Here is a 12,209-nt window from a genome sequence, read left to right on the forward strand (position 1 = left end):
TATTTGGTTACGGCGCAATCTTCATTCGGGTGGACGTTTGAGTTTTTCATGCAGGCAACGCCCAACCTTTATTTAAAGTCGTGGGTAGCCTGGTTACAAATTAATCATCCAGATGCTATCGAGGAAAGTCATGATGTCTATATGGATCAGGTACCATTCTGGAACTAGAAAGGAGGTAAAACAATGGCAGGTAGCAAAGACGAAGCCAACGTTGTTCTTAACTTTAAGGCTGATGGTGCCGTTGAACTAGCCAAGACGGTCAAGGAACTCAACACGGTGATGAACACGTCAGCCAAAGAGTACCGGGCCCACATTGCCGCAATGGGTGACGATGCGACCGCTGCCGACAAGCTGGAAGCCAAGCAGAAGAAGTTATCCGCGCAGTTTGACGCAGCCAAAAAGCGAACACAACTGCTGACCGACCAGTATGAAACCATGAAGAACTCTGGCACCGCGACATCTAATGAGCTTGCTAAGATGCAAGGTAAAGTGCTCGATGCCCAGCGGGCCGAGTCTAGTTTAGGTAACCAGCTGAACAAGGTCAATGATGAGCTGTCTGATAACGGCAAGTCCGCACTGGACGCTAAAGAGAAGCTGAACGGCTTACAGACTGAGGGAACTCAACTGGAGGCTAAACAGAAGGCTTTAACCTCCGCTATCAAGCTGGAAAATGCGGAGTTAGGCGATAACGCCAGCGAATCTGAGAAGACGGCTACGTCACAACGTCAGCTTTCACAACAAATTGAGCTAGCGAAGAAAGTCGTTGACAATTTGGAGGAACAACTACGGCAAACTAAAACAGCTTATGGTGAGAACTCTACAGAAGCAACCCAAATGGCAGCCAAACTGGATAATGCGAAAACTTCCGTCGTTGACCTGGAGAACAAGTTAGATAACTTAGGTGATTCAGGTAAAGACGCCGGGGACGGTATGGAAGAACTGAATAAAAAGGTTGACGCCAACAATTTGATGGAGGCCGGGGATGCTTTATCCGGCGTCGGCGACAAAGCCAAGGAGATGGGTGGTTCTGTTATTGAGGCCGCTATGGATTACTCCGATGGTCAAGCCAAAATGCAGGCCTCCATGGGTGGCACTTCAAAGGCCGCCAAAGACGCGATGGGCGTTGTTAAGGAAGTTATGAGTAAAGGTGTCGTGGAGTCGGTGGATGAAGCCGTTGATGCGGTTTCTGATGTCAAAACGGCATTCGGTGACTTAGATGATACTCAATTAGCTAAGTTAACGGATCAGGTCACAACTTTGGCCAAACGTACAGGGTCCGATTATGGCGATGTGCTAAAGTCGATTTCACAGCTTCAGAAAAACATGGGGCTAAGTGGAAAAGAGGCCCTTAATGTTGTGGCTAAGGGAATGCAGGACGGCAATAACCGTGCAGATGATTATCTGGATACGTTGGACGAATACGCGCCGACCTTTAAAGACGCTGGTATTAGCGCCAAGGGCATGGTGAATATCATCACTAAGGGGATGCAGGCTGGTGCCTTTAACACTGATAAGGTTGCCGACGCCGTCAAGGAATTTAACTTGCGATTGCACTCTGGCGACTATTCTGACGTCATGAAGCAATTCGGTAAGTCTACGGTAGCCGTTTTCCAAGAATTCAAGAAAGGCAAAGCGACTACTAAGGACGTCATGGAGGCCGTTGGTAAGAGCTTAGACGGTATGCCCGCTGGCAAGGCCAAGAAGGCCGTACAAGATCTGGGAACGCAATTTGAAGACTTAGGTCAAACGCCTTCAGCGGCCTTGCTGAAAGCGGCGACCGGTGTAGAAAAAATTGACGGTGCGGCGGCTAAAGCCACTAAGCATACTAATTCCGAAAACTTGAAGGGTGCTTTGAATGATCTGTCTGGATCCTTTGCGACAATCGTTGAAGGATTAACGCCGGTTGTTACTGGGATTGCTAACCTGGTTAAAAGTATTTCTAGTGCCCCCGCTCCTGTACGAACATTGATCTTGGCCCTGGCTGGGATTGTAGCAGGATTAACGGCAATTGCTCCGGCGGTCATCTCGGCTAAAGGGGTTTTTAGTGCTTTAAGCCCAATAATCACTGCGTTAGGAAGCGGCGGATTCGGTATCCTTAAAACGGCTTTAGCGGCGGTTGTATCCGGCTTTGGTGGACTAATTTCAGCGATTGCGCCGTTTATGCCGGTCATTTTAGCGGTTGGCGCGGCAATTACTGCGCTAGTGCTTATCATTAAAAACTGGGGATCCATCTCAAAATGGTTGGAGGGTGTTTGGAATAGCTTAAAAGAAGCCACATCCAACGCTTGGGACGCCATTAAAGCGAAGATTACCGAAGTATTGAATGGGATTAAGTCGGGCGTAACTGGTGCTTGGAATGCGGTCAAGAACGCGACGAGCTCCGCTTGGAACGCTGTTAAGACGACCACATCGAACGTGTGGAACTCTATTAAGAGCGCAATTGCTTCGGTGTATAACGCAATCAAGTCTGGTATTAAGAGTGCTTGGGATAGTATCAAAAACACAACCAAATCAGCTTGGAACGCGGTTAAATCAACGACAAACAGCGTGTGGAACTCGATTAAGTCAGCCATTGCTAAGGTCTATAACGCTATTAAGAGTGGTGTAAAGAGCGCTTGGAACTCGATTAAAAGTACAACAAGTTCAGTGTTCAACTCAGTCAAGTCGACTGCAAGTAGCACTTGGAATGGCATCAAGTCAGCAATTAGCAGGGTTTACAATGCCATTAAGTCGGGTGTTAAATCCGCATGGAATGCGATTAAGTCCACGACTTCTAGTGTGTTCAACGGAATTAAGTCGGTGGCGACTTCCGTTTGGAATTCCATCAAGAATGCAATGATTAATCCGATTAAATCAGCTGCTAATACCATTTCCGGTGTCATTAATCGTATCAAAGGCTGGTTTAGTGGTCTTCATTTACGGTTCCCACGTATTGAGATGCCACCACTGCCGCATTTTAGTTTAAACGGATCATTCAGTTTAAAGCCGCCATCGGTACCGCACTTAAGCGTTGACTGGTACGCCAAAGGTGGTATCTTTACGCAGCCAACGGTCTTTGCTAACGCCCAAGGCGGTTTTAATGGCTATGGTGACGCTGGCCCCGAAGCCGCCTTACCGCTTAACGAAGAAACCTTAGGCGGCATCGGCGAAGGAATCGCTAAGGCGATGGGCGGCCGGTCTACTCAGCCGATTTACTTGCAGATTGATGGCAGAACGTTTGCTAATATCGTCGGGCCGTATGTATCAGGCTATATGAGCCAACAGGATGCCACGAGCGGGTTTAGTCGTGGGAGGAGGAACTTTTAATGCAAGTATTTTTAGACGAGGTCGGTAATGCGTCTTTAGGAATCGCTTTAGCAAAGAAGCCTTCCATCCCTACTGCTAAACGAGTTGTCGCAACGACGACCGTACCCGGTAGTTGTCACGGTAGCTTGACGCAAAAGCAAGGCTGGGAGGACGTAATCCTTACGTGTACCTTTACCGTAGTGCCGGAGTTGATTCCAGGATTGACGGGCACGCAAGGCTTTAATGACGTGCTAAGACGGCTGAACGCGTGGGCGATGAATGCTGAACGGTTGAAGTTCTCAGACGACCATAATTTTTATCGGTTAGTCAAGCAAGTAGAGATTGATGAGGCCACGCCTGAGGAAGTTGAACTGGTCGGCACGGTCAAGGTTGCCTTTACGCTTGACCCGTTTTGGTACCAAGAAAGTGACACGGTCGTCTTAACAGCCGGGACCACAATCTATAATCCGGGGTCAGCTAGTTCTGATCCGCTCATCACGGTTTATGGTTCCGGCGACCTTGACTTAACTATTAACGGTACTACCGTGACTTTACTAAGCGTAACCGACTACCTAACCATCGATAGTTGGGAACAGACAATTCTTCACGGTAATGGCACTGAGATGCTTGATGAGAAGTTCCGCGGCGTGTATCCGCAACTCTTACCGGGAGATAACGCGATTAGCTTTTCAAGTAATGTTAAAAAGGTTGAGATTGACGGGAGGTGGGCTTGGCTATGATCCAACTTTATAACTATGACGAACGGGATTTTAAAGGGCATAACGGGCGAGTGCTGGCTGAGGTCAGTAATGACACCATCACGTGGGAGGTCAATACTAAGTACGAGTTTCAATTTGACTACCCACTTTTTGCTAAACACGGTTTGGCTATTGAAAATGAAATGATTGTCACTGCTCCAGTACCAGGCTATGACGACCAGGCATTCCGTATTAACAGCGTCACCAAGTCGATGGGTATGCTGACCGTTCACGCGTACCACGTGTTTTGGGACCTGATGCAAAACTTTGTGGAAGACACTAACATCGTTGACAAGAATGGGTCAGGCGCGTTGAGTCAGCTAATGACTAAGACGCAATTTCCCAATCAATTCACGTACACGTCAACGGTAGCTAATACGGCTACCGCTCGAATCGTCCGAATGAGTGTGATTGCGGCACTAATCGGAACTGATGAAAACACGGTGTTGAGCCGCTGGGGCGGTGAGTTTGAATGGGACAATTTTCACTTTAATCACGTTGCACAATTGGGTGCCGACCGAGGCGTCATCTTCCGTAATCGCAAGAATCTGCTAGGGTACGAAGCAACCGAGGACCTGACGGATACTGTGACGCGCATCATGCCGGAAGGCTACGATGGCTTACTACTCCCTGAGCTGTATGTGGATAGTCCCTTGATTGGCAACTACACCAGCCCACGGGTCGCCAAGATTGAGTATTCAGACATCAAGGCCATTGATGAGGAAAGTGTTACGGCTGACGAAGATGCACTCCCGTTAGATGAGGCCCTAGACGCGTTACGTACTAAGGCTAGGGAAGAGTACATTAAGAACCACGTTGATGAGCCGACACACACGTATGAACTTAATGTGGTCATGCTAGAAGATACCGAGGAGTACAAAGACCGTGGTATCTTTAGCTGCGTGTATCCGGGCGATACGGCTACTTTTATCCATGATGAGGACGGTTTAAACGTGAAAGCCCGTATGACGGGCTACACCTGGTCACCTGCGACTCAGCAGTATTTGACACTGACCTTTAAATCAAATCAGCGCAACACGCCAGACATCGAGCACAAACTGGATAGCGTGGTGGATCGTATCAGCCTTATTGACCGTACAGCACTAGCTAAAGCAGCTAACCACTCTAACACTGTGGGTTGGTCTGCTGATGGGCCAGCCGCTATCGAGGGCAATAAAGAGGGGGACGTTTGGTACCAACAAGTTGGTATCCACGTCATCATGTGGATTTACCACAATGGCGAGTGGCAAGAAGGCGTGAGTGACATTGCCGGCCATGACGCGACTAACATTACTGAAGGCACCATCAATGCGGCTAACGTCAATATCATCAATTTGAATGCCAATAACATTGTCACGGGGACAATCTCCGGGCCGAACCTAGCTATTAACTTGATTACGGGACAGGTGGTTTTCCAGTCAGGGAATATTCGCAGTGCAGATGGCAATTTTGACATTGATATTGATGACGGAACTGTAACTTCTGCTTCAAAATTCGGTGGGACAATGACTTTAGACAGCGCTTCGTTACGTTATCGAAGTAAATTTGATAATGCTCTAAAAGGTGAAGTTGCTTTTAACTGGGGAAACTTGTTTTATGGCGAAGCGCTAGTTATTCGTGGAAATAATATGATTCTGTTGGGTATTCAGGATCCTATCGCTGAAGACAAATTTACAGCTAACGGAAATCCATTCGTCCGAATTAGTAAAAGCGATGGTCTTATCCTTGCGGGAGGAAGTACCGACAATTCGAGATATAGTATTTTGCAGCTTAGCCCAGATAGCTTTTACGTAAGCTCTTATCAAGACCCGAACGGTATGTATGGTTCAGGAAACGTTGTTCTTACTTCTTATAACTCCAACGGGGGACTTGCTTCTGCTCTTAATTTAGAGTCTAGTGGGGGAGTTTCCTTAACTGGGGGTACGATTCAATTATCGGGTACCACAAGTGTATGGGGTGATTTTTCTGTTACTGGGACTAAGAACGCTGTCCACATCACCCGTGACGGCATCCGCGCAACACCGGCATATGAAACGGCGGAGAGTTACTTGGGCGATATTGGTGAGAACAAAACGGACGCTAGTAAGCAGGTCAAGGTACCAATTGAAGAACTGTTTAGCGACACAATTCGTGCTGACTTGCCTTACCAAGTTTTCTTACAGTCCTACAGTGCCGCGCACGTGTGGGTTTCTTCGCGCAATGAAGATTCCTTTACAGTTGAAAGTGACCAACCCAATGCGCCGTTTGCGTGGGAACTGAAAGCTAAACGCCGAGGCCACGAGAATGAGCGTTTGGTTAAGCAAGAAATTGACCCGACCGAATACGCCGAAAAGATAGACGGCTACCAAGACACGGGTAAGGAGGGACCAACCAAATGATTAAACTGCACCTAGACACAGATAAGCAAACCGTAGGCGTGCCGATGGTGTTCTTACGGATTACTGACAATAACGTTGATACGTTATCGGTCACGGTTACCAGCGGTGGCGCACCATTTGACTTGACCGGTTACACAGTTGCCTTCGAGGGTATCGGGCCAAAAGGCAATCGCATCATTGACTCTTCGGGCAAGATCACTGATGCGACTAGTGGCAAGTTCAGCTATACGACTGCCGCCGCTTTAGCACAATCACAAGGACACTACCAGCTAGCGTATTTCTCGCTAACCAAGGGTAGTGCTCGAACAACAACTGGAAACTTAAACCTTTTCGTATACAACTCGGTTCCAGACGGTATTAATCCGGATGATTACATCGAGCCATATAATGAATTGATTGAGAAGCTCAATTCAGCTTTTACCACAGCTACTCAAAATGCACAGAAGAAAGTTGCGGATTTAGAGACAACGACAAATGACGTTACTAAGAGAGTTACTGACAACGCTAATAATCAGATTGAATCCGTGACGAATACAGCTGAGGGTAAGAGCCAGGAAGTATCTGAAAATGCCAAGAAGCAAGTAGATAGTTTAAATGATCAGGTAGATGTTTTAGGCAATAAAATTGCTGACTACATTTCTGGCCAGACTATTGCGTTTGAAGATTTCCAGAGCTAATTTGATACGTTGAGTAGTAATGTCGATACAGCAATTACAAATGGTATGAAAAATGTAGAGGCAACTATTAAAGACACCGTAAAAAACAGTGATTTTATTGGCGGACGAAATTATCTTATTGGAACTCATAATAGGCCCACGGAGTTGGCGAATACCGGTTGGACTTATGAATATTTTGTAATTGATGATAAGGATACGCTTGCTACTTTGTCTGGAAAGAAGGTCTTATTTCATGTAGATATTGACTCTACTAATTCCGATGGGGCTGTTTTAGGATTTTATTCTTGGGATAGTTCTGGTAATAAGATTGAGCTGCCAGCTGAGACTAGTGTGAAGGTTGATAAAGGAATGATTGGTACTGCTGTGGTAACCAAAACATTGCCTGAAAATCTTAACAAGTTACAGGTGTCCGTCCTAGGCAAGGTACAGAATCAGAGCAAGTTATTTGTCCATAATGAGAAGTTGGAACTTGGCCCCGTTGTTACGGATTGGACGCCTGCCCCTGAAGACACTGTGAACACAGACATAATTGCAAAAAGCTCTAATTATGGTGCCGAGAACTTAGTCATCAACAGTGGGCATCCTAATAGCACATACGGTTGGGGATATTATCATACAAAGTCAGAAGGCATGGACTTTAGTGTAAGTAAACCGGCGGCATTCAATACTAACGCATTCTTGCTGTTTAATAATAATAAATATGATAATAATCATCCTTATGACAATGAGGTCTATGCATTTAGTAATTCGTTTGTTGCAAATGCTGGTGAAGTGATGTCGTATAGCGTAAGTACAACAAGTAGCGCCAATCTCTCAGAAATTGACATCTCGTTCTTGGGTAAGGATTCCGAGGATTCCCTCGTTGCGGCTGTGGATTTACAAAAGGATCTTGTGTTACCTGCAACTATTCCTCAGAAAATATCGGGAACGTTTGTTGTTCCTTCTAATGTCGTTTCTGGTAGATTTCGGATTGACAACAACGGAACAACGAATGACTCGGCCTCGTATTTGTTTTTTAATGAGGTTCAAGTAGCGCGCGAGAGTACGCCTTCTCCATGGAAATCGCCTTATCCTGCAAGTGGCATTAATCCCAGTATCACTTTGGGCACGGTATTAACAGAAAAAGATGATTGTCTTTCTTTATCGGCCGGAACCTATACAGTGAACGAGAAAGCACCAATTAACACACCCACTAAGTCTCTTGATGGAGCAGGTGCATCTTGGGGAATTTTAATTATCACTACTTTGCCAGTAGGAAATTTAAAGTTTGTTGAGTATCGAGATAGTTTTGGGAGAATTGCAACTAACGTATTCTCAGGAAACCCTGGTAAATGGTTCGGATGGAAATATATAACAATGGTAACTTCATAACCTACAAATTAAACTGCTAAAGGAGAAGAGATAAATGTTTGTTTATATTAAATACGATAAAGATGGCTTTGTTGATGCTTACCAAAACGAAGAGGCTGAGGGTTTTACTAAGGTGTTTATTCTAAAATCATGGGTTAATGATTTCTTTCAATATCCGAGTAAGTTTAGATATGACGCAGATAAAAAAGTTATGTTACAACCTGGAAATTTACCGAATGTGTCGCTATCTGAACTGTCGGAAAAGCAAGCCGCTAACGACAAGAGTATTGATCAGTTGACAGAGGGATTAACGGCACTAGCCGTTTCAATGGCAACCAAGGAGGGCGAATAGATATGCTGACAGTGTTGAAATTGTCTTATCAGGTATGGCATAAAATTAGTGATGAAGAGCTAACTAAGTTGGTTGGCCTACCGAGTGGCATCACGGAATCGGATTATAAAGAAATCACTGGCAAGAATTATGCAGAGCCTGACAAGGCAGAATAGTGGGGTGCCTACACTATGGATGATGGAAAGCTGTATAAGCATTATAAAAAGAATCAGTTTTGGTTTTGGTCGGCAATGGAAACGTATGCTATTGCAATAGTTTTCATTATTCAAGTGGGATTTTTTGATTTGGAACCGCCGGCGCACACCATACTGGGATTCTTAGACGATCCGGTATCTATTTTTATGATTGCGGTCATTGGAACCTTTGCACTGGTCTACTCGATTTGGGACTTCCACTGGTTTTATGCCCGACCAATTATGATTGGATGCCTAGTCTTTGTGTGGATGTCCTTTTTCTTAGGGTTCTTGGTTCATGACATGGAACTAGGATCATTAATTAGTCCGGGCGCCGTACTGACGGGAGGGGTGATTTGTCGGATTGTGAGCTATGCCTTTACGGGAGATGATTAAAATCAGCGATAAAGTAGTGACCGCCATTCTCTCCGCAATTTCGGCCATCGCGGTAGGATATGTTCCGGTGTGGGTGGCGCGAATAAACGCGGGTCATCCCCCGACGAAGAGTGATGAGATTCGACAACTGAAGGAAGAGAATGCGCGACTTAAGGAAGAGAATAAAAAATTGAAAGAACGAGGTGAGTAGTATGGATTATATCCAACAGCTCAATTTAGGGACGACGGCCGAATTGATGTTAACAATTCTGGTCGTTTTTGTTTTAACTCAAGCGGTCAAGCAGACCAAGGTACCCAACCAGTACATGCCATGGCTCTCTATGGGTGTGGGGGTACTGGTCGGTATTCTGTCGGTATTGGTGACCGGTGATCATAATTTTCTGTCGGGCGGGGTCATGGGGCTCCTAGTCGGGGGCTTCACATCCGGCCTGTTCGATGGATTTAAAGGATTCCAGATTAAGGAGAATGACAAATGAGCTATGATGTGAAGAGTACCTTTGCGCTTGGAACAAATGAAGGTTCTAGTCAACGAACAACCGGTCGGATGCTAGTAATTCATTCGACAGCTAACGTTGGCGCCAGCGCTAAGAATAATGCGAGCTTTGAAAAACATAACTGGAATAATCCTAACGTACGGTCCTATGTCCACTTTATTGCGGGAGATGGGGTTGTATATAAGGTGGGAGAAACTGGATATGTTGCCTGGGGTGCAGGTCCTACTGCCAACGGTTTGGCTCCAGTTCAGATTGAGATGGAAGAAACTAATGATGCAAAGAAGTTCAAGAGAATTTACGCAACCACCATTGAACTCCTACGAAAAATGGCCAAGAAGTACAATATCCCCTTAACTTTGGACACTGCTGGAAACACTGGTGTTAAGTCGCATCGATGGGTATCCAATCGATGGCATGAGTCGGACCACACGGATCCTTATGGATATTTGAGTAAGCATGGCATTTCAAAGGCGCAGTTTGCTAAGGATATCAAGAACGGTGTTGGTAAGACTGCCAAGCCTGGCAAGTCGAAGAAGGTAACGTATTTAACTGCTGCTAAGCAAGTCAAAGCCATCACGTCAGTAACACGTTACCACGACAAAGCTTTCAAAAAGAAAGAACTCCGTTTTAAACCGGGAACCATTTTTGACATCGCGAAAATTGTTAAGTATGGGAAGATTACTCGGCTGAAGCTAGGAAATGGATTATATATCACTAGTAATACTGATTATGTCAAGAAGTTAAAATAATGATAAAAGCCACTCACCTTCCAAAGATGAGTGGCTTTTTTATATGCAATCATTTCTCTCCATGTCCCGTAACGACTTCCATGCCTTCACGGGTAACAATCAATTGTCTCCCGAAAAGACGTACAGATCCTTCTGGAAAGCGGTCAGGATTGCTTCGTAATACCTGACGAACGTAATCGGGGGCCTTCCCCCAGCGTAGCGCGGCATCTTTTGCTGTCATGATTTCTGGATCGTTCAGATTGATATGTTTTGCCATAAGTTACCTCCCAATAGCCTTAACCACTAAGATTATAGCGGCTAGGGTAAATATTCCGATAGTGATGATGTTTAAAGCACGTTTGCTCATAATAATATCCTCCAATATGTTAGAATGAAGGTACACTAAGTAGGCGGTTCTCACCGCCCATTTCTTAGTGCCCGTGTCCTTTCCAGATTGCGTATGATAGGCTGATTAGTGATGTCAGGAATCCTAACCAGTCAAACCAATTTGGATTGGACCTTTTTTGTTGATGTTTCGGGCCGGTGTATCGGCGCTTCAACTAATTCCCTCCTTCCTTACTACATCTATTATAATACACTATTAAGTGTACACTGTCAAGTGTGAAAACGAATGTTATAATAATGTTGACTAGTGCGGTTTGGTCACCTCACAGCCAATTGAGGCCATTCGTCTCTTAGTGAGACGGGTGGCTTTTTTGTATGTTATTCACGTGCAAAATTCGGAAAACAGAATGAATGTGTTAGGCGAATGTATTAGTCTAGCATTATCGGCGAGTAGTCGATGATGAAGGGACTGATTTAAATATGAAGAGAATTATAATTGTTATGATACTGTTAGGCAGTGTATTAACAGGGTGTACGTTAGGACCTGGTAGTGTACATCTTCACGATGGTGGGAATAAGATTACCTATCGAATGCATTAAAGTGTCTACGGGTATAGCTTAAGTAAGAGGAACGCTCACAATGAGTGTTCTTATTTTTATGTATTAAAAAAGTCCCTCGCACGAATGTAACCAATTTTGTAACCAATTTTGACAGGAATGCTTTACCCCGGCGTTTTGTGGGCCTTTTGCGTAACTCTCGGGGGGCGCATTTAAATTGGAATAATGAGCGATAAACGTTGAGATGACGCTAGTTAGAGTTGGCGCCTTTTTTCGTGAGAAAAGTCTGTTCAATAGTGGTTATCTGGCTCTTTTGAGTGGTCTGTTTCGTTCCACGGATTAGTTAGTGGATGACTAGTTGTAAGTTGGGAGATGTTCACTCATAATTAAACGGTTGCCTACCTACACTAGCAATAGTGAGGAGGTGTGCCATAATGATTCAATACTTTTTCGCCCCGCTTGCGGTTGCACTGCTCAGTGCCTGGTTTGCTCATTGGCTAGATAGGCATGATTGCAAGTAAAGCATATTAGGCAACATCTAGCTCACCCGTTTATGGTGCATAAACGTCTAAAAAAGCCCTCGACTACTTACGATAGTCGGGGGCTTTGGTGTGTCTAATGTTTCAATACTTTTTCGCAAGTTCATTATATCAGGTTCTAAGCATAAATCCAAACATACGTTATGGAGCCCCGACAAAAAACTGCTAGCCGTTAA

The 12,209-nt window shown here is 45.1% G+C and carries 11 protein-coding genes; 10 read left to right on the plus strand and 1 reads right to left on the minus strand.

The annotated features are described in order from the left end of the window. The first annotated feature begins 183 nt into the window (after window positions 1–183). From RIN67_RS01775 to RIN67_RS01820, 10 genes are all read left to right on the plus strand, one after another. Entirely contained in the window at window positions 184–3,306 is a 3,123-nt protein-coding gene (locus RIN67_RS01775) for a phage tail tape measure protein (RefSeq protein WP_313826075.1), read from the plus strand. Then, window positions 3,306–4,025: a phage tail domain-containing protein gene (locus tag RIN67_RS01780; protein WP_264999617.1), complete on the plus strand. Its 720-nt coding sequence runs from the start codon at window positions 3,306–3,308 to the stop codon at window positions 4,023–4,025. The genes RIN67_RS01775 and RIN67_RS01780 overlap by 1 nt, the downstream gene beginning before the upstream one ends. Beyond that, window positions 4,022–6,421: a phage tail spike protein gene (locus RIN67_RS01785; protein ID WP_264999618.1), complete on the plus strand. Its 2,400-nt coding sequence runs from the start codon at window positions 4,022–4,024 to the stop codon at window positions 6,419–6,421. Before RIN67_RS01780 ends, RIN67_RS01785 begins: the two co-directional genes overlap by 4 nt. Further along, complete coding sequence (locus tag RIN67_RS01790) at window positions 6,418–7,098, plus strand: phage baseplate upper protein (RefSeq protein WP_264999619.1); 681 nt, start codon at window positions 6,418–6,420, stop codon at window positions 7,096–7,098. The genes RIN67_RS01785 and RIN67_RS01790 overlap by 4 nt, the downstream gene beginning before the upstream one ends. Before the next feature lie 45 nt (window positions 7,099–7,143). Beyond that, complete coding sequence (locus tag RIN67_RS01795) at window positions 7,144–8,469, plus strand: hypothetical protein (protein ID WP_264999620.1); 1,326 nt, start codon at window positions 7,144–7,146, stop codon at window positions 8,467–8,469. Between the two features lie 34 nt (window positions 8,470–8,503). Beyond that, window positions 8,504–8,800 (plus strand): hypothetical protein, encoded by a 297-nt coding sequence (locus RIN67_RS01800; protein ID WP_264999621.1) that lies wholly within the window; start codon window positions 8,504–8,506, stop codon window positions 8,798–8,800. Window positions 8,801–8,802: 2 nt separating this feature from the next. After that, a complete protein-coding gene (locus tag RIN67_RS01805; RefSeq protein WP_264999622.1) occupies window positions 8,803–8,955 on the plus strand; it encodes a hypothetical protein in 153 nt (50 codons plus the stop codon). A 15-nt stretch (window positions 8,956–8,970) separates the two neighbouring features. Beyond that, window positions 8,971–9,369, plus strand: coding sequence for a hypothetical protein (locus RIN67_RS01810; protein ID WP_264999623.1), 399 nt, complete (start codon window positions 8,971–8,973; stop codon window positions 9,367–9,369). A gap of 191 nt (window positions 9,370–9,560) precedes the next feature. Next, window positions 9,561–9,845: a holin gene (locus RIN67_RS01815; protein ID WP_264999624.1), complete on the plus strand. Its 285-nt coding sequence runs from the start codon at window positions 9,561–9,563 to the stop codon at window positions 9,843–9,845. After that, complete coding sequence (locus RIN67_RS01820) at window positions 9,842–10,612, plus strand: N-acetylmuramoyl-L-alanine amidase (RefSeq protein WP_264999625.1); 771 nt, start codon at window positions 9,842–9,844, stop codon at window positions 10,610–10,612. Before RIN67_RS01815 ends, RIN67_RS01820 begins: the two co-directional genes overlap by 4 nt. Before the next feature lie 49 nt (window positions 10,613–10,661). On the opposite strand, the gene RIN67_RS01825 is transcribed toward RIN67_RS01820, so the two are convergent. Next, window positions 10,662–10,868 (minus strand): helix-turn-helix domain-containing protein, encoded by a 207-nt coding sequence (locus tag RIN67_RS01825; RefSeq protein ID WP_264999626.1) that lies wholly within the window; start codon window positions 10,866–10,868, stop codon window positions 10,662–10,664. Window positions 10,869–12,209: the final 1,341 nt, after the last annotated feature.

This window comes from Levilactobacillus namurensis, from assembly GCF_032197885.1.
Taxonomy (GTDB): Bacteria; Bacillota; Bacilli; order Lactobacillales; family Lactobacillaceae; genus Levilactobacillus; species Levilactobacillus namurensis_A.

What these genes read in the sequence shown, in the direction of transcription:
- RIN67_RS01795 (WP_264999620.1), top strand. Translation starts at nt 7,144, where the DNA reads ATGAAAAATGTAGAGGCAACTATTAAAGACACCGTAAAAAACAGTGAT.
- RIN67_RS01815 (WP_264999624.1), top strand. Translation starts at nt 9,561, where the DNA reads ATGGATTATATCCAACAGCTCAATTTAGGGACGACGGCCGAATTGATG.
- RIN67_RS01820 (WP_264999625.1), top strand. Translation starts at nt 9,842, where the DNA reads ATGAGCTATGATGTGAAGAGTACCTTTGCGCTTGGAACAAATGAAGGT.
- RIN67_RS01825 (WP_264999626.1), bottom strand. Translation starts at nt 10,868, where the DNA reads ATGGCAAAACATATCAATCTGAACGATCCAGAAATCATGACAGCAAAA.
- RIN67_RS01800 (WP_264999621.1), top strand. Translation starts at nt 8,504, where the DNA reads ATGTTTGTTTATATTAAATACGATAAAGATGGCTTTGTTGATGCTTAC.
- RIN67_RS01785 (WP_264999618.1), top strand. Translation starts at nt 4,022, where the DNA reads ATGATCCAACTTTATAACTATGACGAACGGGATTTTAAAGGGCATAAC.
- RIN67_RS01780 (WP_264999617.1), top strand. Translation starts at nt 3,306, where the DNA reads ATGCAAGTATTTTTAGACGAGGTCGGTAATGCGTCTTTAGGAATCGCT.
- RIN67_RS01790 (WP_264999619.1), top strand. Translation starts at nt 6,418, where the DNA reads ATGATTAAACTGCACCTAGACACAGATAAGCAAACCGTAGGCGTGCCG.
- RIN67_RS01805 (WP_264999622.1), top strand. Translation starts at nt 8,803, where the DNA reads ATGCTGACAGTGTTGAAATTGTCTTATCAGGTATGGCATAAAATTAGT.
- RIN67_RS01810 (WP_264999623.1), top strand. Translation starts at nt 8,971, where the DNA reads ATGGATGATGGAAAGCTGTATAAGCATTATAAAAAGAATCAGTTTTGG.
- RIN67_RS01775 (WP_313826075.1), top strand. Translation starts at nt 184, where the DNA reads ATGGCAGGTAGCAAAGACGAAGCCAACGTTGTTCTTAACTTTAAGGCT.